This is a genomic window from Rothia nasimurium, assembly GCF_928381415.1.
In the GTDB taxonomy this organism is placed as follows: Bacteria; Actinomycetota; Actinomycetes; order Actinomycetales; family Micrococcaceae; genus Rothia; species Rothia nasimurium_H.
Genome location: NZ_CAKMSF010000008.1, coordinates 65545 through 88417, shown reverse-complemented (window position 1 = coordinate 88417; position 22873 = coordinate 65545). Strand labels below are relative to the sequence as shown.

15 protein-coding genes are annotated in these 22873 nt (G+C 63.3%); 4 read left to right on the top strand and 11 right to left on the bottom strand.

Annotated elements, in window-relative coordinates; genetic code table 11:
• Positions 1–23 precede the first annotated feature (23 nt).
• Positions 24–1253, bottom strand: coding sequence for an NAD(+) diphosphatase (gene nudC, locus L7A20_RS10350; protein WP_237223451.1), 1230 nt, complete (start codon positions 1251–1253; stop codon positions 24–26).
• Positions 1254–1306: 53 nt separating this feature from the next.
• On the opposite strand from nudC, the gene L7A20_RS10345 reads away from it, so the two are divergent.
• A complete protein-coding gene (locus L7A20_RS10345) occupies positions 1307–2257 on the top strand; it encodes a phosphotransferase (protein WP_237209833.1) in 951 nt (316 codons plus the stop codon).
• On the opposite strand, the gene L7A20_RS10340 is transcribed toward L7A20_RS10345, so the two are convergent.
• Both L7A20_RS10340 and L7A20_RS10335 read right to left on the bottom strand, forming a co-directional pair.
• Positions 2246–5926, bottom strand: coding sequence for an ATP-dependent DNA helicase (locus tag L7A20_RS10340; RefSeq protein ID WP_237223450.1), 3681 nt, complete (start codon positions 5924–5926; stop codon positions 2246–2248). The two genes, L7A20_RS10345 and L7A20_RS10340, sit on opposite strands and share 12 nt — an antisense overlap.
• A 10-nt stretch (positions 5927–5936) precedes the next feature.
• Positions 5937–9413 (bottom strand): ATP-dependent helicase, encoded by a 3477-nt coding sequence (locus L7A20_RS10335; RefSeq protein ID WP_237223449.1) that lies wholly within the window; start codon positions 9411–9413, stop codon positions 5937–5939.
• A 140-nt stretch (positions 9414–9553) separates the two neighbouring features.
• On the opposite strand from L7A20_RS10335, the gene L7A20_RS10330 reads away from it, so the two are divergent.
• Together L7A20_RS10330 and L7A20_RS10325 are read left to right on the top strand one after the other, a co-directional pair.
• On the top strand, positions 9554–10240 hold the full coding sequence (locus tag L7A20_RS10330; protein WP_237223448.1) for a 3'-5' exonuclease: 687 nt from the start codon (positions 9554–9556) through the stop codon (positions 10238–10240).
• A 143-nt stretch (positions 10241–10383) separates the two neighbouring features.
• Positions 10384–11721, top strand: a complete 1338-nt coding sequence (locus L7A20_RS10325) for a threonine/serine ThrE exporter family protein (RefSeq protein WP_237223447.1) — start codon at positions 10384–10386, stop codon at positions 11719–11721.
• A 231-nt stretch (positions 11722–11952) separates the two neighbouring features.
• Here the strand turns inward: L7A20_RS10325 and hemL are convergent, their stop codons facing one another.
• From hemL to hemE, 8 genes are all read right to left on the bottom strand, one after another.
• Positions 11953–13278, bottom strand: a complete 1326-nt coding sequence (gene hemL / locus L7A20_RS10320) for a glutamate-1-semialdehyde 2,1-aminomutase (protein WP_237204579.1) — start codon at positions 13276–13278, stop codon at positions 11953–11955.
• A 4-nt stretch (positions 13279–13282) separates the two neighbouring features.
• Positions 13283–14290 (bottom strand): porphobilinogen synthase, encoded by a 1008-nt coding sequence (gene hemB / locus L7A20_RS10315; RefSeq protein ID WP_237223446.1) that lies wholly within the window; start codon positions 14288–14290, stop codon positions 13283–13285.
• Between the two features lie 32 nt (positions 14291–14322).
• On the bottom strand, positions 14323–15144 hold the full coding sequence (locus L7A20_RS10310) for a uroporphyrinogen-III synthase (RefSeq protein ID WP_237223445.1): 822 nt from the start codon (positions 15142–15144) through the stop codon (positions 14323–14325).
• Positions 15145–15148: 4 nt separating this feature from the next.
• Positions 15149–16156: a hydroxymethylbilane synthase gene (gene hemC, locus L7A20_RS10305; protein WP_237211870.1), complete on the bottom strand. Its 1008-nt coding sequence runs from the start codon at positions 16154–16156 to the stop codon at positions 15149–15151.
• 444 nt (positions 16157–16600) lie between these two features.
• Entirely contained in the window at positions 16601–17902 is a 1302-nt protein-coding gene (locus L7A20_RS10300; RefSeq protein WP_237223444.1) for a ferrochelatase, read from the bottom strand.
• Entirely contained in the window at positions 17902–18777 is an 876-nt protein-coding gene (hemQ, locus tag L7A20_RS10295) for a hydrogen peroxide-dependent heme synthase (RefSeq protein WP_423817437.1), read from the bottom strand. Before hemQ ends, L7A20_RS10300 begins: the two co-directional genes overlap by 1 nt.
• 58 nt (positions 18778–18835) lie before the next feature.
• A complete protein-coding gene (gene hemG, locus L7A20_RS10290; RefSeq protein ID WP_237223443.1) occupies positions 18836–20290 on the bottom strand; it encodes a protoporphyrinogen oxidase in 1455 nt (484 codons plus the stop codon).
• Positions 20291–20303: 13 nt separating this feature from the next.
• Positions 20304–21431: a uroporphyrinogen decarboxylase gene (hemE, locus tag L7A20_RS10285; RefSeq protein ID WP_237223442.1), complete on the bottom strand. Its 1128-nt coding sequence runs from the start codon at positions 21429–21431 to the stop codon at positions 20304–20306.
• Positions 21432–21519: 88 nt separating this feature from the next.
• Between hemE and L7A20_RS10280 the strand changes: the two genes are divergently transcribed.
• Positions 21520–22812: a glutamyl-tRNA reductase gene (locus L7A20_RS10280; RefSeq protein ID WP_237223441.1), complete on the top strand. Its 1293-nt coding sequence runs from the start codon at positions 21520–21522 to the stop codon at positions 22810–22812.
• The last annotated feature ends 61 nt before the right edge of the window (positions 22813–22873 follow it).

Below are 22873 nucleotides of genomic sequence, written 5' to 3'. Positions count from 1 at the left end.
GAGGGCCACGCCAGCTTTCTAGTCTACCGCTCAGCAGGCGTCTGGGGATGCCCCAGCGGCTGCCCCAGCCAGAACTCGATCAGGCGGCGGGAAATAGAGCTGGGCCCGGGAAGTTGCACAGCGCCAGACCGGTGGGCTTCAAGTAGTTCGGCTCGGCTAAACCAACGAATTTCTTCAATTTCAGCCCCGTCGGCTTCAACCTGGTTGGGGTTGGAGATTTCAGCGAGATAACCGCACATCAGTGACCTGGGGAAGGGCCAGGGCTGCGACCCTAGATACCTCAGCGAGGTGACCCGCCCACCGCACTCCTCGTAGACCTCTCGGAGCACAGCGGTTTCAAGGGCTTCGCCGCCCTCAACGAACCCGGCAAAGGTAGAAAAGCGCCCTTTTCCCCAGGCCCGCGCCTGCCCCAGCAGAATCTTGTTCTCTCCCCCAGTCTCAGCGGTAACGGCTGTAATGACGGCGGGGTCTGTGCGGGGGAAGAGCTCTCTACCATCTTCAGTGACCCGCACCCAGCCTCCGCGGGTAGCGAAGGTGGGGGTGCCCGTCCGCGCATCATAACCAGAGGATGCATGCCAGGTGCTCAAGGACGCCGCAGCCGCCAGCACCTCGCCCCAGGCGAAGGCTGCTCCCTGCCCCTCATAAGCGTAGGCAGCGTAGTCGCGTATGTTCACCCACTCGCCGCCCGAGCGGGCAGCTACCACCTCAGCGAGGGTTTGCTCCTGGTTTTCAAAGCCCTGGAGGTTCAGGGGTGATTCTCCCAGGTCTAAGAAGCGGTCAAAGTCAGCCAGGATTACGAGCACGGGTTGTTCGGTTGTCTCCCCCTTCTGTGTAGGTGCGGACGCCGCTACCCGGCTTCCTGCGAAGATGAGGGTTGGGTGCTGGTGACGGTCGCGGGACGTGTAGTCGAGTACAGCTTCAGTATGCAGATCAAAAACCTGCGCTAGGTCCAACGGTTCTAGCCCCTGGCCGGTCTGGTGAACCAGCACCTTGCCCCGGTCAACTGCCAGCAGGGCGGGGCTAAGAAGCCAGGGGTAAAGGTCGCTGGGTGTTCTATCTGTGGTGTCTTGCCCGCCCGTCAGGGCCTGCCCCAGGTGAGCGAAGAACCCTGGACGCTCCCGCACGGCGCCGCTGGTTCGCACCCGGTCAGTAGTCAGCGGTAACCGCCCCAGGGGCGAAAACCAGCCCTGCCCGCTCGTGCCGGGTGCTGCGTCCGTATCGTCCTGCGAACTAGATGCCGACAGATTAGTCATATTTTCAGCATTCATATCGGGTTCGTTCCAACTTCTCTTGTACCCTTAAAAGTGTGACTTCAACACCGCTTCAACTTGCCGCCATCGTATCAGCTGGGGTTCCCGGGCTCTACCCCGTAGCCGCCCTGCCCTCAGCCGACGACGCCCTCGACTTCGACTCAGCCATCATCATTGACTCAGCCGACAAGCGCTGGCGCGTCCGCGCCCCCAAGCACCCCGAAGCTAGCGTGCGCCTCGAAGCGGAACACGTCATCCTCCAGTCCTTTACGCCGGGGCTCCGCGCCCGCCTGCCCTTCCTCGTACCCACCATTGTGGGTACCGTTCCCCTCGACGGGCGGCAGGCCTTCATCTACACCCACAACCCCGGCTCCCACTACGACATCGACGATTTAGCGGACCTCTCCCACCGAACCCGCGAGGGCCAGCCCAATATTGCGGACGAGATTGCCCGCCACATCGCTACCATTCACGTTTTCCCCACCACCATCGTTGAGGACGCCGACCTACCGGTCTACACCGGCCAGCAGGTCCGCGAGCGCCGCCTTGCCGAGCTTGACCTAGCTGTCGCTACCGGCAAAGTACCCTCCGGACTGCTCACCCGCTGGGAAGAGCAGCTCAACGATTCAGTGATGTGGGACTTCCGCCCCCGCGTCATTCATGGGGACCTCAACGAAGACAACCTGGTACTTAATCAGAAGAAAATCGTTGAGATCACCGGCTGGTCAGAGGTCTGCGTCGGTGATCCCGCTGCTGACTTCGCCTGGCTCTATGCCTGCGAAGACCCCCTCTTTAGGGAGAGGGTCTTTGCGGCCTACCGTGAAGAGATGCCCCAGGAACCCGACCGGAACCTCGAAGCTCGAGCTAACCTCTATGCCGAGTTCGGTCTGGCCCAGTGGCTGATTCGCGGGGTGGAGCTAGAAGACCGGGTCATGATTTCAGAGGCTGTTTCTATGCTCGACCACCTCGAAGCTGAGCTGCGAGCTGTTGGAGCCCTAGCCGGCTAACTGACCGGCCCGTTCCAGGGCTTTCTCTAGCTCTGCCCGGGTGGAGAAGTTGGTCACTTCAATGCTTTTTCCGGTAGAAGCGTAGAAGAAATGGGCCTCTACGTTTTCTTCGGGTACCCCCTGTAGGCGGGCAAAGCCCAGGCGGTAGAGGGAGAGCTGCACCGACCGTTCTTTGAGTTCCTTCTTGGTGCGCGGCGGCTGCCCCGTTTTCCAGTCCACCAGCTGCCAGACGGTCGAGCCGTCGCCGTCCGTCCGGGTAAAGATGGCGTCGATGCGGCCGCGCACCGTTACTCCGGCAAGAGGTGTTTCCAGCGGGTATTCCAGGGCCCAGGGTTCACGGCTTGCCCATTCGCTGGCGAGGAAGTTCTCTCGCAGGGCCGGAATATTGAGCTCTTCTTCGGTGCTGTCGTCATCGAAATCTTCGTCCATATCGAGCATGCCGCTGGTGCCAAAGTGGTCTTCAACCCAGCTGTGGAAGATGGTTCCCTGGCGGGCCGCGATACCCGGCTTTTGGGGCATGGGGCGTCGCATGTTGTCGATGACGGCCTGCGGGTCTTTGACCAGATTGACGAGCAGGGAGGCTGACAGGTGTCCGGGTAGCTCGAAGGAACTGTTTTCCGCGGGTGCGGCCAGCAGGCTCAGGAGCAGGTCGGTTTCTTCCTGCCAGTCCTCGATAGCGTCTCGTGCCTCTTGGCTCTGCTCCGGGGTGGGGTCGGGGAGGGCAGCGAGAGCTTCAGCTAGCACATCTGCCTCAAGCCCTCCGCGCAGCACGTTCCGGGCCGCACGCTCGACTATCTGGCGGGGGCTGAGCCCTGTTAGGTTGCCCTGTTTACTCTCGTTTGGGCTGGGTGCAGGGCCTGCTGCTTCGAGTTCCTGAAGGGAGGTCCAGGTCATCTGATGGGGCCCGTCGAAGGGGTCGAAGGGCCAGAGGGCGGTAGTAATCGTGGCTGACTGGGGGTTGACGGTGCCTACCTGCTCAGGGTCAAGCTCGCTCAGAATTTCAGCTAACTCAACCGGGGCATCGAGTAACTCGGCGACGAAATCAGACATGAGGCGGGGCTTAGCCATGGTTCCCTTCCAGGCCGAGGTCGTCAGAACGAGCAGGGATCGGGCACGGGTGTACCCCACGTAGGCCAGACGGCGCTCTTCCAGGGTGCGGTGTTCTACCGCTTGCTCCGAGAGCTGGGCCATGAAATCACCGAGATCCTGCAAATGATCAAAGTCTGACCGCCAGCCGGGTAGGTAGGCGGCGTCCCCGCGCAGGGGCCAGGGCAGAGTATCCCCCTGCTTGGTCCAGCGCTCGTCCTTAGCATCGGGGAAGTCTCCGGCAGCCATACCCGGAATGTATACCTGGTCCCACTCCAGCCCCTTTGAAGCGTGCACGGTGAGAATTTGCACCGCGTCGTGCCGGGGGGCCTCTGCTGCCATTTCGAGCCCGGCTTCCTGCTGGGCTGCCGCATCGAGCCAGGCTAAGAAGCCGCTAATCCCCGATGCCGAGGCGCCGGTGGCGCTGAGGGCAAAACGGACGCCGGCCTCCCCCTCTTCCAGGGGCTGACCGTTGGCAGCGGCCAGGAGCAGGGCGTTCACTCGGGGGGCTGTGGACTCGTAGGTAGCGGCCACATCGTAGAAGGCGTCAAGGTGCCTGCGGGCCGATGTGGCGTGTGCTCCCGGGCGGGCAGCTAGCTCGATATCGAGCAGGAGGGTGCGCTCAATTTCGCTGATGAGGGTGGTGAGGTCATCGGCAGTGAACTGGCGCAGGTAGGTCAGTTCCCTCGATACGGCCTGAAGTCGTTTCAAGCCTTCGGCGCTGATGGACCGGCCGCTGCGGGCTGAGACCCAGCCCTCCTGTGGCAGGTTTTCGAGCGCCTCAATCAGGGAGGCTCCGTCGGTGACGTCGGGGGCGGCAGCCTGGAGCAGGCGCCGGTAGTCTTCAGCGGACGCGGGCACCTGCTCACCAGCGTCCTTTAGGTCCCTCGCACTGGTGGCACCGCGTTCAGCGGCTTCGCTCAGCCCCTCAACCTCGTCGAGGATTTCCTGTTCGGCGCGCAGGGCAGCGGCCTGGGCTGTAATGCCAAACCTGATTTCAAGTTCTCGCTGGCGTTTAAGGGCTTCTGCCCATTCGCCAAAGGCTAGCAGGTCAGATAAGCCGAGCCGCCAGCGGGCGCCAGCCAGTATGCGCATGAGCGCATCTGAACGGCCGGGGTCGCTCAGCACTCGGAGCACCGACACCAGATCTACGATTTCGGGGGTATCGAGCAAACCGCCCAGACCTACTACCTGGTAGGGGACGCCCAGCTCGTCAAAGGCTTCTTGCAGGGGTTCCATCATGGCTCGCTTTTTGCAGAGGACGGCCATGGTCGGCATGTCTGAGAGCGGGCGGCCGACAAAGCTAGAGCGTTGCTCGGCAATCATCTGGCCAAGGGCACGGGCTTCTTGCAGGTCGGTGAGGTACTCCCCCACCAGCACCCGCCCCGCAGTGGGGTTGGGGCGCGCGGCCAAGGGCGGCACCTCGATGGTGTGGGTGCGCTGAACCCAGTCGGGGCTTACGCTCAGGGGCTCAGCTACCCGATTGGCAGCTGCCAAGATAGAAGTGTCATTTCGCCAGGCCACGGTGAGGTAGCTGGCGGTACGGTCTTCTGCTGGGAAGTAGTCGTAGAAGCTAAAGAGCTGGCCGTCAGAAGCTCCGCGGAAGCCGTAGATAGACTGCTTGGGGTCGCCCACCGCCATCACGGGGTGGGCAGGGGCATCTGCTTTTGCCCCGAACAAATCGGAGAAGAGCTGCATCTGGGCATGGGAGGTGTCTTGGAATTCGTCCAGCAGCACCACCCTAAAGCGTTCCCGTTCTGTCTGCGCAGCTTGAGGTACGGTCTTCGCGATGTGGGCAGCCTTGGCGATGAGGTCGCCGTAGTCCATCACCTGCATCTGTTCTTTGATGGACGAATAGCGTTTGACCAGCTCAGCGTAAAAAATACGCAGTTGTAGCCCCTGCACCAGGGCTCGTTGTTCAGTGGTAGCCCCCTTAACCGTGGGCTTACCCAGGTGATCTACCTGTTTCAGAGTTTCTGTGCACCAGTCGATGACAGTATCTGGGCTTACCAGGTGTTCAGCGCACTCGGACGAGAGTTTGATGATGGATTCCACCATGGTTGATTTAGCGACGTCTTTTTCAGGTAGCTTACCCTCATAGTGCTCCACGATTTGGGCAACCAGCTGCCAGGTTTGAGCGCCACCCAGCATTTGGGCATCGTCTTCTACGCCGATGCGGAGCCCGTACTGCTGCACCAGCGTATTAGCGTAGGAGTGGTAGGTGGAGATGGTAGGGTCGCTCGTGACCCCGTCCGCGCCCTGATCAGGGTTTTCTCGTACGAGCCCCTGGCGGCGGAGCTCTTCAAGGCGGGAGCGCATACGCTCCCGCAGTTCACCGGCGGCCTTGCGGGTGAAGGTCACCCCCAGTACCTGGTCGGCGCGCACAAGCCCGTTTGCAACCAGCCACACCACACGGTCCACCATGGTGGCGGTCTTACCCGAGCCTGCTCCCGCTACGACCAGGCGGGGTACCAGCGGGGAGCTGATAATGGCAGATTGCTCCGCTGTGGGTAGGGGGCGGCCCAGGGCTTTTGCAATATCTTCAGGGCTGAGAAAGGTTTCTGCTGGCTTCTGTTCAGTCATGATTCTGCCTTTACTGGGCGGGGCGGACGGTAATAGCGCGGCCCCGTGAGCAGATGGGGCAGATATCGGGGAGGGCACAGCCAATACCGAAGGGGCCACCTGCGGTATGCCGAGCCTGCAGGTGCTCCCCTGCAATCAGTTCGGCAGCCCGGTTGATAAGTTCAACAGCCCAGGTACTTTCAGCGGTCAGCGGGGCCTGCTCCTGCTCGGAGTAGCTCTTCGTGGTCCCACCAATTTGTAGAAGCAGGGCACCGCCAGAAAGCTCGTGGAGCCCGTCGAGTACCGGCACCTGGTTCGGTTGCGGCTTCGCTGGCTGCTCACCCTCTTTCTGGGCTAGGGCATCGTGCTGTAGAGCCTGCTGCATCAGCGCCCCTGCACCGGCTTCAAGAGCAACCTGGTAGGCAGCGAGCTGCGGGTGCTGTTCAAGATCTGCCTTACTGGGTTTACTCTTACCGGTCTTTAGATCGATGATAATGAAGCGCCCTACCTGGTCTACCTCGATGCGGTCTACACGCCCCGACAGCAGGGCGTCCTTAGCGGGGCCGGGCACCAGCACACTAAAGGAACCCTCGACACCCACCAGGGAGCGTCCTTTACCCTTGAGGTCTCGCACGTAGTCAGCAAACTTCTGGAGCATGCCCTCGGCCCGCTCCACCATCTTCTGGCTCTCCCAGGTGTCAGGAAGCCCTAGCTGGGGTAGGCGGCGGTGGAGCTCGTCGCGCAGGTCGGTTCCGTTCCCATCGGGCATATCTTCGCAAATGGCGTGGATGAGAGTGCCCAGCGATCGCGAGGCGTCGGTAGCAGCTTCAGCACGGGAGGCAGCTACAAACCAGTCCAGGGGCGAGCGGTGAATCTTTTCAATCTGAGACGGCGATACCGGAATCGGCCCGTCCCCTTCAAAGGCCGGAGCCAGTGAGGACAGGGGCAACAACCCCCACCAGGAACGGGGGTGGGCACCGGGTAGGTTCAGCCCGGAGGTCTGCTCAGGGTCAGCGAGTCGGCCCAGCAGGCGGGCAGCGGCATCGGCTTTCGCCGGTGAAATATGCTGGGCTTCTGACCACTGGCGCAGTTCGGCAACCAGCGAGCGCAGGGTCATGGGGCGGCGGACCTCGGTGAGGGGACGCTCGCCACCGGGGGCCGGGGCAAAGATATCGATCAGCTCGCTGGGGGCCTGATCGGCAGAAGATACAGCGGTGCAGACTACCCGGGAGCGGGCTCGTGAGGTTGCTGTGGCGAACATACGGAACTCGTCGAAACGGTTGGAGCGTAGGCGTTCAAGGAGCGAATAGCCGGGAGCTACTCCCCCACCGTTATTGCGCCCGTTTGTATCCAGGCGCCCGGTAGCTGCGTCCACAAGGTCGAGGGTTCCCAGTAGGGAGCCGCGGACGGTGGTGTTCGGCCAGGTGCCATCTTGCAAGCCGGCGATGTAGACGGTGTCCCATTCGCGCCCTGCGGCGAGAGCGGGGGTCATGATTTCTACGGCGTCGCGGTGGTTGGTGCGCTCTGCCAGGGTATCCATGGGTAGGTCTTGGGCATCGATGTAGGCCAAGAACTGTTCGGCGGTGGCTCCCGGCATCTGGTCGGTGTAGCGTTCGGCTGCCTCAAACAGGCCTATCATGGCGTCGATGTCTCGCCCGGCTCGGTCGGCTCCTGCACCGCCTGAGAGGGACTGGGCTTTCCAGAGGGGGGCGAGTTCTGAGGCCTCCCAGAGTGCCCAGAGCACGGTTTCGGCGGTAGCGCCGGGCTGGTCGAGGGCTTTATCGCCTGCGGTGAGTACCCGGCCCAGGCGGCGGGCAGCAGCGCTGCTTTCGCCGGTGGGCAGTAGTTGGGGGTTGACTAGGGCTTCAACTAGGAGGGCATCGCTGTCGCGGGTGCCCCCGGCGCGCAGTTCTTCTGCGCGGAGACGCTGGCGTAAACGACGCACGTCCATGGTCGAGGCCCCACCCAGACGGGAGGTCAGCAGGGAAACCGCGGTATCAGCGCCCAGGCCCCAGGTGTTTGCTTGCTGGGTAGCTGATAGCTCTGTCTCTGCGTCGTGAGGGCTCGTGGCCCGCTCCGTAGCCCGTAGACGCCGGGTGTGCAGGATTAGCCCCAGGGCATCAAGGAAAGGGCGGGCGGCAGGTTCATCGCGCACGGGGGTGATGGAAGCCGCTGTTTGTACGGGAACACCCAGGTTAATGAGGGCTCGTTTGAGCCGGGTGACGTCTGAGCCGTTTCGCACGATAATAGCGCTACGCTGGTAGGCCCTGCCCCGGTAAAGGTGATCTTCGAGGATCATTTGGGCTAGCAGCTGGTTTTCCTGCTGGGGGGTTTCTACAACCAGTCCCAGCACCTCGGGGTCTGGTTCTGCTGCTTTTGCGGGGTTTAGCAGGGCGCCGTCGTCCCCGACCGGCAGGAGGGCTTCTTCGCTGGGCTCCTGCGGAGCGGGGGTAAGGACGCGCCGGTGGGCTGCCCGGGGCACAATGGGTAGGCGGGAGGCCAGTTCTGCCCAGCGCTCGGCGATAACAGGTGCCATGCGCCAGCTCGTGGTGAGCTCTTCTGTAACGAGAGAGGGGAAGATGTCGGGGAGGTTGGCTGCCAGCTGGGGGCTGGCTCCGCGGAAGCCCTGCACGACCGTATCGGTGCAGCAGGTCATGACCACTACCGGGCCTGAGGCAAGGAGGCCGTCTAGGTCTGCGGGTTCGCCATCTGCCCCAGAGGCCAGTGAGTTACTGGCTGTGGCACGCAAATACTCTGCTGCCCTGCCGGTCAGAACAGCCAGCAGCCGGTAGATAGAGGGAGTGAGTTCTTGCACGTCATCAATGAGCACCAGGTCAAAGCGGGCGCGTTCTGCGCTCAGCACATCGGGGTGGGCTAGCAGGGTCTTGGTGGCCTCGTGGATAAGGGCTGCGGGGTCGAAGGCATGCGGGGCGCGGAGAGCGCGCACCTGGCGGTATTCGGTGTAGAGCTTAGCCAGGGCCCGCCACTCGGGGCGGTCGAAGCGCTGTGCTAGGTCTGCAACTGCTGAGGCTGTGAGGTCGTATTCGGCCATGCGGTCGAAGAAGTCTCGCACCTCGTGGCGGAAACCGCGGGTTTCAAGGGCTTCACGGAGGTCATCGGGCCAGATAATGCCAGAGCCTTCGCCGCTGCGGTGGCCGTCAAGGAGTTCTTTAATCAGGACGTCCTGCTCGGGGCCTGAAAGGAGCTTGGGGGTGAAGTCCAGGTGGGGTAGGTAACCCTCGATATGGGCCCGTCGTAGCAGGTCAAAAGCGTAAGCCTGCCAGGCTCGCACCGGGGCGGTTGAGACTGTTGCGATGATGCGGGCTGAGAGCGCTTCTCGGAATCTGGTTGCGCTGACGCGTGAGGGGGTGAGCACCAGCAGGCGGGCAGGGTCTTTGCCCTGCTCAATAAATTCGGTAGCTGCCTCTAGCAGGGCCTGGGTTTTACCGCTGCCGGGCGCGCCCAGAAGCAAGGTAGCGCCCTGAGTCTCTAGCTGCTCGTGTGTCACCGTGCACTCCCCATCTTTTGTCGTGGTCGAGGTTCTCACTGTATTCCAAGTTCATCATAGGTGGCTGACATTTTAAGAGCCTGGGCGCCACCTGCCCCAAATATTTTTGTGGCGCTACTTCTGTCGCTACTATCGAAGGTATGACTTCATGGACCGAGCTTCCCCGCGCCACTTTCGATCTTGAGACAACCGGTATCGACCCTAAGACTGCCCGCATCGTCACGGCTTCTTTGGTCTTGGTTTCTCCGGACGGCGAGGTGTTGCGCGCCGGGGAATGGCTAGCTGACCCCGGGATTGAGATTCCTGAGCAGGCGTCTGCTATTCACGGCATTACCACCGAGTACGCCCGCGAGCACGGCAAGCCTGCCCAGCAGGTGGCCTACGAGGTGGCTATGGCTCTGGGGGGTCTCTTTGCCGACGGTGTTCCCGTCATCGCCTTTAACGCTGCCTACGATTTCTCGGTGCTGCATTTTGAGCTGGCCCGCTACGGGTACCCGCCGCTGACCTGCTACCCCGTGCTTGACCCCCTGGTCATCAATAAGCACGTGCACAAGTTTAAAAAGGGCAAGCGCACCCTGGAAGTGCTGGCCAGCGAATACAGCGTGGAGCTGGAAAACGCCCACACTTCGAAGGACGATGCCCTGGCAGCTGAGCGCCTACTGACGGCTATGAGCTTTGAATACGAAGAGATCGAACAGCCTGCTACAGCCCTGCACGAGCAGCAGATTACCTGGGCAGCTGAGCAGGCAGCCGAGCTGCAGGACTACTTCAACCGTATTGGCAAGCAGGCGGACGTCAGCGGCGCCTGGCCGGTGCGCACCGACTAAGGTTCAGGTAGCGTGAACGCTCCGTCAGGACGCCGGTAGGCAGGTAGGTGCCTTGAGCACCGTCACTTGCCCACCGGCGTCCTTTTCTGCCCTCCCCCTACTAGATTTAAAGAAGCAGATACACCACAACCGCAAGGACGACCGTGAACGAGCCCGCGCCCACCAACAGCATCTACCTCGGCTCCACCCGCAATCAGCACAAAGAACTGGTAGCCCAATCGGCGGTCGTCCTCAAACTAGGCCTGCTCCTCATGAAATCTGGAGCCAGCGCCTACCGCGTCAAAACCTCCATGTCCCGCCTAGCCAAAGCCGTAGGACTGGAGGAACACCACGCCCAGGTCCACTTCACCGAGCTCTCCACCACCGCCTACTCCGGCGGCAACTTCCGCACCGAAATCGCAGAAACCCGCGTCAAGGGAATCTCCGCCTACAAAATCGACCTGCTCAGCGACTTCGTCTCGTCCCTGCCCGAACGCATCGACCCAGCTCTAGCCGACGCAACGCTCACCCGCATTGAGAAAGAAAAGCCCCTCTACGCCCCCTGGCTCCTAGCTCTCGCTGCAGCCCTAGCCTGTGCAGCCTTCGCCTTCCTCAACCGGGGCGGGGTCATTGAATGCTCAGTCGTTCTCATCGCGGCCTTCGCCGGCCAGCTCCTACGCTCCACACTAGCCCACCGGGGTCTCAACCATATGGCAGTCTGGATGCTCTGCGGCCTGCTCTCAGCCGGTATCTATGTGGGAGTCATGTCAGCGCTCATCGCCCCCGGTCTCATCGCCGATAACCATCTGGTGGGCTTTATTTCGTCGATTCTCTACCTGGTGCCCGGTTTTCCCCTGGTCACCGGCATGCTAGAAATAGCCCGTATGGACTTTTCCTCCGGTATCTCCCGCCTCACCTATGTTGCCCTGCTCCTGGGTAGTGCGTCCTTTTCGGTCTGGCTCATCTCCCTGGTCTTTAGCCTGCCCCTAGAGCAGGCCCCCGCCCCGCACCTGGGGTTCTGGCTGCTCCTGATCCTTCAGATGCTGGCCTCCTTCACCGCCGCCTTCGGCTTCGCCATGCTCTTCTCAGCCACTCCCCTCTCCTGCGCCTGGGCAGGGGCAATCGCCGCAATCGTAAACCCGGGTCGTATCTGGTTAGTAGAAGCCGGATGGGCGCCCCACCTCGCCATTGCCCTGGCCGTATTTACCGCCGGGGTACTCTCAGAAATCATCGCTCCCCTCCACGCCCGCAGGGTTTCCCGCATCTCCCTGGCGGTGCCAGCTACCGTCACCATGGTTCCCGGTGTCATGTTTTACATGTCCATGGCCCACTTCTCTAACGGCGATGTCAATGAGGCCCTAGCCAGCTTCGTGCAGGTCCTGCTTATCTTCGCTGCTCTAGGAATGGGCCTGGCCCTCTCCCGCCTGCTCATGGACAAGAACTGGCTCTACGACCGCGACACCCAGAACCTGGCCACCCTGCCGCAGGGGCACATGAGATAAGGAAACTTACACGCAGAAGTAGGTGAAGCAGGCATAACTATGGGCGCGGCGCACTGACCTTCGCCAACTAACCTTCTCGCTGGCTCGCTAACTGGCTCCCAAGCTCGCCAGATTCGCACCGAGATTTGTTTCCTCGCGCGCTCGGAATCTCGGTGCTCATCACTAGCGATTCATGCCAGACCCAGCCAGTTGGCTACCGGCCAGTGCGCCGCGCCCGTAGAAGGTATGAGCCTAAGCTGTCGCCTCCGCCGCTGCTCGGGCGGCGTCGGGCAGGGCCGAGATGATGCGGTCCATGGCGGCATCATCGTGGGCTGCCGAGAGGAACCATGCTTCAAAGGCGCTGGGCGGCAGGTAGATGCCGGAGTTCAGCATGGAGTGGAAGAAGGCATTGTAGCGGTAGGTTTCTGATGCCTTGATGTCTTCGTAGTTGTGCACGCCCGTATCAGCAGTGCCAAAGGCCACGGAGAAGAGGTTGCCTGCGGTCTGGATGGAGTGGTTGACCCCGGCGGTGTTGAAGGCTTCGACCAGGGCGGCCTGCAGCTGGGCTGAGCGGGCGTCAATGGTTTCGTAGACGGTGGCGTCAGCGGCCTTGAGGGTAGCCAGACCGGCGGCCATGGCGATGGGGTTACCGGAGAGGGTACCTGCCTGGTAGACGGGGCCCAGCGGAGCCAGGTATTCCATGATTTCGCGCTTACCACCCAGGGCAGCCATGGGCATACCGCCGCCGATGACCTTGCCGAAGGTGAAGATATCGGGGGCCCAGTTACCTTCTGAGGGGGCGGAGTAGCCCCAGTAGCCTGCGGACGAGACGCGGAAGCCGGTCAGCACCTCGTCAAAAATCATGAGGGCACCCTGTTCGCGGGTGATCTCGCGCAGGAAGGCGTTGAAGCCCTCAGCAGGGGTCACAACGCCCATGTTGCAGGGGGCTGCTTCGGTGATGATGGCGGCAATTTCGCCGGGGTTGGCGGCAAAAGCTGCGCGGACGGCGTCCTCGTCGTTGTAGGGAAGGACGATAGTTTCGGCGGCAGTAGCGGCGGTGACGCCTGCCGAGCCGGGCAGGGCCAGGGTGGCGACGCCGGAGCCGGCTTCTGAGAGCAGGGCGTCGACGTGGCCGTGGTAGCAACCGGCAAACTTAATGATTTTGTCGCGGCCGGTGTAGCCGCGGGCCAGGCGGATGGCGGTCATGGTTGCTTCGGTGCCGGTGGAGACCATGCGGATCTGGTCGATGGTTCCGGGGGCTACGGCGTTGATGCGGTCAACTACGAGTTCTGCCAGCTCGGTTTCAGCGGCGGTTGAGGCGCCGAAGGAGAGGCCGTGTTCAACCGCTGCGTGCACGGCTTCGATGACGCCGGTGTGCTTGTGGCCGAGCAGGGCCGGGCCCCATGAGCAGACCAGGTCGACGTAGTTGTGGCCGTCCGCGTCGGTCAGGTAGGGGCCGGAGGCTTCCACCATGAAGGCGGGGGTGCCGCCAACTGAGTTGAAGGCGCGTACGGGTGAGTTGACGCCGCCGGGAATGACGCGGGCAGAGCGGGCAAAGAGGTCTTCTGAAACGGTCAAGGGTTTACCTTTCGTTGAGCCAGGTGGCGGCTTCGGTGGCGTAGTAGGTCAGGATGATGGAGGCACCGGCTCGGCGGATACCCATGAGGGCTTCCAGGGCAACCGCCTTGCGGTCAATCCACCCCTGGGCGGCGGCTGCTTCGATCATGGCGTATTCACCGGAGACATGGTAGGCGGCAACGGGGACGGGTGACAAGTCGGCTACCTCGCGCACGATGTCCAGGTAGGCGGTAGCGGGTTTGACCATGACCATGTCGGCGCCCTGCTCGATATCGAGCTGGACTTCGTAGAGGGATTCCCGACGGTTAGCGGGGTCCTGCTGGTAGGTTTTGCGGTCGCCGGTGAAGGTGGAGCCCACCGCATCGCGGAAGGGGCCGAAGAAGGCCGAAGCGTATTTGGCGGAGTAGGCCAAGATAGAAACGTCGGTGAAGCCGGCTTCGTCGAGGGCGGTGCGCATGGCGGCGATTTGGCCGTCCATCATGCCGGAGGGGCTGACGGTGTGGGCACCGGCGCGCGCCTGGGAAACCGCCATCTTGCAGTAGGACTCCACGGCGGCGTCATTATCAACGACGGTGTTACCGAAGGCATCTTCGATCAGGGGGCCGCAGTGGCCGTGGTCGGTGAATTCGTCGAGGCAGGTATCTGCCATGACGACCACCGAGTCGCCGAAGTGCTGGCGCACAGCGCGGATAGCCCGGTTGAGAATACCGTCTTCGGCCCAGGCTGCTGAACCGGCTGCGTCCTTATCTTCATCGCGGGGCACGCCGAAGAGGTCAATGCAGCGCACGCCGGCATCTACTGCTTTCTGGACTTCCCCGATGACGGTTTCCAGGGTGTGCTGGTACTGGCCGGGCATGGATTCGATGGCAACGGGCTCCTCAATTCCGTCGCGCACGAAGAGCACCTGCACCAGGTTAGCCGGGGTCAGGGCGGTTTCGGCGGTCAGGGCCCGCATGGGGCCGGTGGTACGCAGGCGGCGGGGGCGCACCGGGAGGGCTGAGGGTTCAAACATGGTCTTCCTTGACAGGTAGGTGTCTTTTTAGCTTAGAGGGCGAGGGCGGCTGCTGCCAGGTCTGCGGCGGCGGGGCTTGCCGCCACGGTGATGGTGGCAGGACGCTGCTGCTCGGGTAGATTGCGGGCGGCGGCTTCGGTGCTGGCCCCGATAGCAACGGTGGGGGGCAGGGTGCTGCCGGCGGCGTCCGCTAGGGTCTGCAACAGCAGGGGCGAGGTTGCAATCAGGACGTCGGTGGTAGCGAGCGCGGTGACGGCCTCGCCCAGGGTGAGCGCGGAACCTGACGGAGCGTCAAGGTCAGCGGAGTTCTGCCCGGTCAGAGGGTTCTCTGCTGGGTAGGGCAGCATGTCGTAGACCGGTAGGGTGGCTACGGTGTAGCCGTAGTCGGTGAGTCCTTCTTCGAGGGTCGGTGAAGCTGTGGTTCCTTGGACGGCCAAGATGGTTTCGTCCATGGGGTTGTCCCATTCTTCGTCGATCAGCCATTCGTCGACCATTCCGGCTGCTGACTGGGTTTCGGGCACGAAGTCGACCAGCAGGCCCCGCTCAACCAGGGCCGCCTCGGTAGCCCGACCAACGGCTGCGATCTGGGCAGCACCTAACAGCTCAACCAGGCTTTGGCCCAGCCCCTGTGCCAGGGCGTCTAGGCCCAGTACCCCGTTAACCGAAGTGAAGGTAACCCAGGAGAATTCCCCGCGAATCAGGGCGAAGGCGACTTCTTCCCAGTCTTCTGGTTCGGTGCCTACAGGGTCAAGGATGGGGGCGTAGAGTAGCTGCGCTTCGGCGTCCTGTTCCAGAAGAGCTCTGGTCAGCGTGGCGGCCTTAGCCGGGGTGCGGGTGATGAGATAGGTAGTCATAGCTCTAGGCACCGCCTTCAAGACCGGCGAGAGCGGCAGCGCCCATGCCCAGCAGGTCATCGGCAGCCTGGGTGCCGAGGAAGGCGGCGGCTTCTACCGACAGGGTCTCTGTCTGCACGGTATGCCGCAGCAGCTCGGTGCCATCGGTATTAGCCACAGCGATGTTAAGGACGAGCTGGCCAGTGTCCACCAGGGCGTAAGCCCCAATGGGGGCGGCGCAGCCCGCTTCAAGGCGGCGGAGCAGGGCGCGCTCAGCGGTCACAGCCAGCTGGGTCTCGGTGTGGTTGACGGCGGCTACAGCCTGGCCCAGCTCTGTTTGCTCGCCTGCATCGTCGGTACGAATTTCGATAGCGAGGGCCCCCTGGCCGGGAGCGGGCACAACCCTGTCAACCCCCAGGTACTCGGTGATGGTCTCAGCAAGGCCCAGGCGGTGCAGACCGGCAGCAGCCAGCACAACCGCATCGCAGTCACCGGTGATAGCGCCAAGCTTCTTCTCACCGTGCAGGCCGTGCGCACCCACCCCGTAGTGCTCATTGCCAGCCACACGGGCTAGGCGGGTACCCACATTACCGCGGATATCAACAATGGTGAGGTCAGGACGGATAGCCAGCAGCTGGGCGGCCCGACGCGGCGACCCCGTCCCCACCCGGGCACCAGCAGGCAGGGTATCGAGGGTCAGACCGTCCCGGGCGCACAGGGCATCCCGGGGGTCCTCCCGCTCCGGGGTGGCAGCGACGGTCAGCCCCGGGCAGGGCGCACTGGGCAGATCTTTCAGGGAATGGACGGCCACATCCACTCCCCCATCAAGCAGACGGGAGCGCAGGGTCGCGGCAAAAACACCGGTACCACCCAGCTGAGACAGGGGGCCGGTGAGCACGTCCCCCTCAGTTTTGACGGTGACGGTCTCTAACTCAATGCCGGTCGCCTCCCGCATACGCTGAACAGCCCAGCCAGTCTGGGTAGTCGCAAGAGCCGACCCGCGCGTACCTACGGTAAATGTTCGAGCTGCCAATGAGCGTCCTTTCGTGCAATCTTTATCTGAAATGTTTAAGCCGCCGTGTTGCAGAGGGGCGTGGGCCGCGTGCTCCGGGGGAACACGCAGCGCTCGCAACCGCTCTCGCTCCTCGCCTGGGGGCTCGTCGCGATTCACCGCCAGCCCCGATCCACGCGAGCTTGCTGCGTGTTCCCCTCCGCCCGCTTTCCTGGCCTATGCGACAACCGGGCGGCGGGGCATTCATGAAGCCAGCTGGCTGGAGCAACCAAGGTTCGCGCCGTAAGGCGCGGGGGCTGCTGCCGAAAGCGAGCGTGGATTGGGCCTGGCAATGAATCGCCCCAGCGTCTGGAGCTACAATGCGAGCTTGCGAGCAAGCTCCAGAGGCGGGGCGAGAATGGTTGCGAGCGTGGCAGCAGCCCCCGAGCCACCAACCCTAACCATAGCTTTGACCCGCCCTAGGTGTTACCCCTGGTAATCAGCAATCACCGGCTTCTCGGAGCCGGGGCGCTGGGACTTGCAGCAGTCGGGGTTGCAGGTGTCGAACCAGCCGTTTCCGCCGCAGACGGAGACGCGAGCTGCCTGTACTCCGTCGGCGTCCTGGGCGGGGGCGGTGGAGGCGACGCGTTCAGCAATCAGCTGGCGCAGGCCCTCAACGTAGGCGGGGTGGGTGCCGGGGGTGGGGGTGCGGGTTGCTGCGAAGCCGAGGCGCTTGCAGGTGTCGAGGGCTTCGGTGTCGAGATCCCACTTGACTTCCATGTGGTCTGAGACGAAGCCGAGGGGCACGAGCACGATGCCGTCGACCTTACCGTCGAGGGCTTCAAGGGCGTCGTTGACGTCGGGTTCGAGCCAGGGCATGGAGGGCGGTCCGGAGCGGGACTGGTAGACCAGTTCCCAGTCGACTTCATCGAGGAGGGCGGGGTCAACGGCCTGTACACCGGCGAGGACGGCGCGGGCAGCTTCCAGGTGCTTTTCGACGTAGGCGGAGCCGCCTTCGTAGTCGACGCCGCGGGGGCCTGCCTCGTTGGCGGCGCTGGTGGGTACGGAGTGGGTGCAGAACATGATGCGGATTTTTCCGTTACCCGCGGCAGCCTGCTGGGCGGCAGCGAGCTGGGCGCGGACGTCCGCGAGCCCCTCAACCAGGCCGTCGATGAAGGGCTGGATGAAGCCGGGGGTGTCCCAGAACTGGCGGACCTTGTCGATCTGCAGTTTGCCGTCTAGGCCCAGCTTTTCGAGGGCGATTCCGTAGTCTTCGCGGTACTGGCGGCAGGAGGAGTAGCCGGGGTAGGCGCTGGTGGCCAGCACAAGAATCTTGCGTTTTCCCTCGTCATAGGCCTTCTGGACTACATCGTTGACGTAGGGCTCCCAGCTGCGGTTAGCCCAGGTGATCTCGATGTCCGGGCCCTTTTCGGCCATAGCCTCGCGTAGGGCGGCCAGTAGGGCGCGGTTCTGCTCGTTGATGGGTGAGACGCCGCCGTTGGCCCGGTAGTGGGTGGCGACTTCTTCCAGGCGTTCGTCGGGGATGCCGCGGCCGGCGGTGACGTTGCGCAAGAAGGGGATGACGTCGTCCTGCCCTTCGGGGCCGCCGAAGGAGGACAGGATCACCAGGTCATAGTCCTGCGGGGCGGACGCGCGGGGGCGGGTGAGAGTACGCTCGCTGGTGTAGGTGCCGATGGTGCTCTCATCGAGCACGGCCGGGCCGTTGGAGGCGGTGTTGGCCGGGTCGGTCTGGTTGGGGATGATGTCGTTAGGGAGCTGGACAGTCATTATGCGATCACCTGGGCAACCTCGGCGGCCTCAATGCGGCAGCCGGTGTAGAAGGGAACTTCTTCGCGCACGAAGTGGCGGGCTTCGGTGTTGCGGAAGGAGCGCATGAGGTCAACGAGGAGTACCAGTTCGGGGGCTTCGAGGGCGATGAGCCATTCGTAGTCGTTCAGGCCAAAGGTGGCGATGGTGTTGGGCAGCACCTCGGGGAAGTCAATGCCCTTCATGCCGTGGTTTTTCATGACCTCGCGGCGCTTTTCGGGGTTGATGGTGTACCAGTCGTAGGAGCGCACGAAGGGGTAGACGCAGACCCAGCGTTCGGGGGCGATGCCCTTGGCGAAGGTGGGGGTGTGACCGGCTGAGAATTCGGCGTCGCGGTGTACGCCCATGGTTGACCAGACAATCTTGGTGCCCGAGAAAGCTGCGGTGCGGCGGAAGCTGCGGATTGCTGCCTGCAGGTCTTCGGGCACAGCGCCGTGAACCCAGACCATCACGTCAGCGTCGTTGCGCATGGCTGAGACGTCGTAGAAGCCGCGGGTAATCACGCCCTTGGCTTCGAGCTCAGCAACCAGGGCTTCGAGTTCGGCGGTTGCCTCAGCGCCGGTAGCGGCGGGGTCGGCTACACCTTCGCGGGCAAAGACGGTGTAGAGGGCGTAGTGGAACTGGCTGTCGCCTTCGGCTACTTCGCCGGGGCGCTGGCCCTGAATTTTGCCGGCCGCGTCCTTGGCGGTGGGCATGGGCGGACGGCCGCCGTGGCCGCGGCCTGCCGAGCCGTGGGAGTAGGCACCGTGGCCTGCCCCGTAGCTTGACCCGTGGCCGGTGCTGCCCTGGGAGCTGGAGGTGGGGGTGTGTTCTGCAGGGTTACCGTGGTGTGACATGGTCTTACCTTTCGATGTGGGAAGTCGGTGGTGTGTGGCTGCTGACCATCAGTGCTGCTTACCGATTGGTGCTGGTGGTCTGCACAAAGTGACGGATGTGGCTCTGGGTGTCTGCGGTGACGGCGGCCAGGCCGGTTCCGGCGATCCAGGCGCCAACGGCGGTGGCACCGGGCAGGTCGGTGAGGGCTGTGCGGAAGGCAGTGACGCGGTCCTTGTGCCCCGGTGTGGTAGAGGGCAGGGCACTGCGCCAGCGCACGACGTCCGCAGCAACCAGATGGCTCTTGGTGATGGGAACACCCAGAAGGTGGGCGGCGTCGTATAGACCCAGGGTGACCAGCTGGTCATCGTGCAGGGCTAGCTCTGAGAGGGGCGAGGTGTCATGGTCCTTGCCGCGCCCATAGGACAGCCGCACCACGTGCCGCCCCTGCCCTGCCCGCTCCGCTACCCAGGCCCACTTGGCGGTGGCGTGGGTGAGAGCTTTGGCGCGGACGCCTGTGGCAGCTTCGCTCACCAGCAGACCGGTACCGCGCGGGGCAGTATCGAGGGCTGGCTGGTCGAGCACCAGAGAGACCAGGGCGACTTCGGGGCCGGGAGCAACGGCGGGCAGGGCGGACGCCGGTAGGTGGGGCCCGAGCAGGCGGATGGAGGTCTGGGCGTCGGTGGCTACCACCAGCAGTTCGCCGCGGATAATGGCTGATTTTTCGCCGTATTCGGGCTGACGCTGGATGGCCGTCCACCCGCCGGTGACGGGGTCGCGGTCCACGGCGATGGTGTCGAAGCCGCTGACGATACGCACGCGCTGACGGAGCAGGTCATCCACGAGCGCTTCGGAGAGCTGGTTCATGCCGCCTTCGATACCGGCAACCTGGGAGCCTGCCGGTGAGGCTGCCCGCAGGCGGGCACTGGCTGCGGTGAGGGAGCCCAGCTCGCGGAGGCCGGTCAGCAGACCGGGGGCGATGGTGGCGATTTCTAGCTGGTCGGGGTGTACCGAGTGCACACCGGATACCACCGGGGCTACCAGCTGGTCGAGTACCTGCTGGCCCAGACGCACCCGCACCAACTCACCCAGGGTTTTGGCGTTAGACCCGGCTGAGCGCGGCAGCACGGCATCGAGCTTGGCGCGGCGGTAGCCTGCCCGGCCCAGAATTTTTTTGAGGGCCGGGTCATCGAGGCTACCGGGAATGCCCAGAACACCGGTGGACGGTGAGGGGTAGGGCCCGGTGGGCAGGTAGAGCCAGGAGCCAAGAGGCTCGGGCATCACGATGCGGTCAGCCAGCCCCAGGTCGGTCAGCAGGTTGCGGACGGCGTCGGTACGGGTTGCAAAGGACTCAGCACCGGAATCCAGCACCAGGCCAGCTAGCTGGTGGGCACCTACAGCACCTCCCAGGTGGCTTTCCCGTTCAACCAGGGTGACTTTCTTACCGGCGCGGGCTAGTTCGCGGGCTGCGAGCAGGCCCGAGATGCCGCCGCCAATCACCAGGGCGGTGTTGTGCAGGTGCTGGTGCTGTGCCATGGGGTTCTTTTTCCTAGCCTTTGCGGGTTGAGGTGTGGATGTAGTCGACCAGGCGGGTCAGGACGGTGGGGTCGGTGGTTGGGGGCACCCCGTGCCCCAGGTTGACCACGTGGGCCGGGGCGCAGCGTCCTTCTTCAAGAACCGCATCGGTGTGGGCGGCAAGGGCCTCCCAGCCCGAGGCGAGCAGGGCCGGGTCAATGTTGCCCTGTAGCACGATGCCGCCGCCCAAACGGCGCTGGGCTTCGGAGAGGGGCAGGCGGTAGTCAACACCGATGACGTCGGCGCCGGCTTCAAGCATGGCGGGCAGCAGCTCGGCGGTGCCGGTACCAAAGTGGATGCGGGGCACCCCGTAGTGTTCAACGGCTGCGAGGGTCGCTGCGGAGTGGGGCATAACGAAGCGACGGTAGTCGGCCTCGCCCAGGGAGCCTGCCCAGGAGTCGAAGAGCTGCACGGCTGAGGCACCGGCCTCAATCTGGGCAGCCAGGAACTGGGCTGAGGTGCGGGCGGCCCAGGCACCCAGGGCTTCCCAGGCCTCGGGGTCGGCGTGCATCATGGTGCGCGGACGCAGGTAATCGCGGGAGGGTCCACCCTCAACCATGTAAGCCGCCACAGTGAAGGGGGCACCGGCAAAACCAATCAGAGGGGTTGAGCCCAGCTTTTCAACGGTGAGGGCAACCGCTTCGCGGATGGGATCAAGGGCGGCGTCTTCAAGTTCAGGCAGGTTCTTAATGTCTTCAAGGGTGCGAACGGGAGCATCCAGCACAGGGCCGCGGCCAGGCACAATATCAACACCCACACCGGCAAGCTTCATGGGGATGACGATATCTGAGAAGAAGATACCGGCATCAACCTTGTGGCGGCGCACCGGCTGGACAGTAATCTCTGCGGCCAGCTCGGGGTTGAGGCAGGAATCCAGCATGGGAATTCCCTCGCGAATTTCGCGGTACTCGGGCAGGGAGCGTCCTGCCTGGCGCATGAACCACACCGGAGCGTGGTCAGCCTCGCGCCCTGTCAGGGTGCGAATCATGGCTGACTCGCCGGTACCGGCGGTCTTAAGGGGGTGGGTAGCGGGCAGGTGGGCAAGCTGCTCGTCGGTGAGCAGGGGGCGCTGACGCAGCGCTGATGACGCAGTCTGACTCATATACTCCATTCTGCCAAGTTTAAAGCAAAACTTTAGAGACACCCTGTCACCAGAGTCTCTACAGGGAGCTGTTTATAATAGTGTCGTCGTGACTATTTTCAGCCTTGTTGCATCGCATCGCTCCGTCGACCTCACTACCGTGGCTTACCTCAGCGAAGGCGTTGAGAAGATCCACCGGGACCTTGAACGCACCGGCATTCGTGGTGAGGTGATTTTGTCTACCTGCAATCGCCTAGAGCTCTACGCAGAAATCCCCAGTAACCCGGGGGCCACCGACCAAAATATCGCCAACGACGTTGCCTCCGCTTCCGAGCACATTTTTGATCTCATCTCCCAGCGGTCCGGGCTCTCCTATGACCTGGTAGAGAACAGCTTTGATGTGCTGGTGAACACCGATGCTGCCCACCACCTCTTCACCGTGGCCTCCGGCCTGGAATCAGCTGTTGTGGGTGAACGCGAAATTACCGGCCAGGTTCGTCGAGCCCTGGCTCTCTCCCAGGAGCAGGGGCGGGCTACCGGCAACCTGGTGCGCCTCTTTGAACACGGTGCCCAAACCGCCCGCCGGGTCGGTCAGCAAACAATGCTGGGCTCCCGGGGCCGCTCCATCGTGTCGGTTGCCCTAGATATGGCCGACGACATCGCCGACAAAACCTGGGAGGACCGCCGGGTTCTGGTCTTTGGTACCGGCGCCTACGCCGGGGCCACCGTAGCTGCCCTGCACTCTCGGGGGACGACCGATATCTGGATATACTCCCGCTCAGATCGTGCAGCCACTTTTGCCGACAAACGCGGGGTACAGGCAGTGCCCCACGGGGAACTGCACGAGCAGATGGCAGCGGCCGATATCATCATCGGTTGCTCGGGTGGCGCCTCCCCCATGCTCCCCATCGAAATCCCCGCCGGCAAGCGCGTCATCCTTGATTTAGCGCTCTCCCGCGACTTCGCCCCCGAGGTAGCAGACCTACCCGAGGTAGAACTCATTACCCTCGAATCTGTGCGCCTGGCCGCCCCCGAAGAGACCGTAGAATCTGTACACACTGCCCGCACAATTGTGGACGAAGCCGCCGCAGAATTCTCCATCAAAGAGAAAGCGCGCAGCGTCGACGCTGCTATTGTTGCTCTCAGACAACACACCATGAGTGTGCTCGACGCCGAGCTCGCTAAGGTGCACAACCAGTACGGGTGCACCGCAGCAACTGAACAGCTTGAACTCGCAATGCGCCGCATGGTCAAGTCCCTCCTGCACACCCCGACCGTCCGCGCCCGAGACATGGCACGCGAAGGCCGGGTAGACGACTATGTAGCGGCCCTCGAAGTCCTCTACGGAATCGAAGTGCAAGAAACCCCCGAAGAGGCCGAGCCCCAAACCGACGCCTCCTAGCAGGCAGGCACCCCACCAGCCGCGACCCCGTCCGCCCACCATCCCAAAGGTTCGGCAGCAA

Excerpts from the sequence above, each read along its gene's own strand:
- L7A20_RS10310 (WP_237223445.1), bottom strand. The coding sequence starts at position 15,144 with ATGACTACCTATCTCATCACCCGCACCCCGGCTAAGGCCGCCACGCTG.
- L7A20_RS10340 (WP_237223450.1), bottom strand. The coding sequence starts at position 5,926 with ATGACTGAACAGAAGCCAGCAGAAACCTTTCTCAGCCCTGAAGATATT.
- hemG (WP_237223443.1), bottom strand. The coding sequence starts at position 20,290 with ATGGCACAGCACCAGCACCTGCACAACACCGCCCTGGTGATTGGCGGC.
- hemE (WP_237223442.1), bottom strand. The coding sequence starts at position 21,431 with ATGAGTCAGACTGCGTCATCAGCGCTGCGTCAGCGCCCCCTGCTCACC.
- L7A20_RS10330 (WP_237223448.1), top strand. The coding sequence starts at position 9,554 with ATGACTTCATGGACCGAGCTTCCCCGCGCCACTTTCGATCTTGAGACA.
- L7A20_RS10300 (WP_237223444.1), bottom strand. The coding sequence starts at position 17,902 with ATGACTGTCCAGCTCCCTAACGACATCATCCCCAACCAGACCGACCCG.
- hemB (WP_237223446.1), bottom strand. The coding sequence starts at position 14,290 with ATGTTTGAACCCTCAGCCCTCCCGGTGCGCCCCCGCCGCCTGCGTACC.
- hemQ (WP_423817437.1), bottom strand. The coding sequence starts at position 18,777 with ATGTCACACCACGGTAACCCTGCAGAACACACCCCCACCTCCAGCTCC.
- nudC (WP_237223451.1), bottom strand. The coding sequence starts at position 1,253 with ATGACTAATCTGTCGGCATCTAGTTCGCAGGACGATACGGACGCAGCA.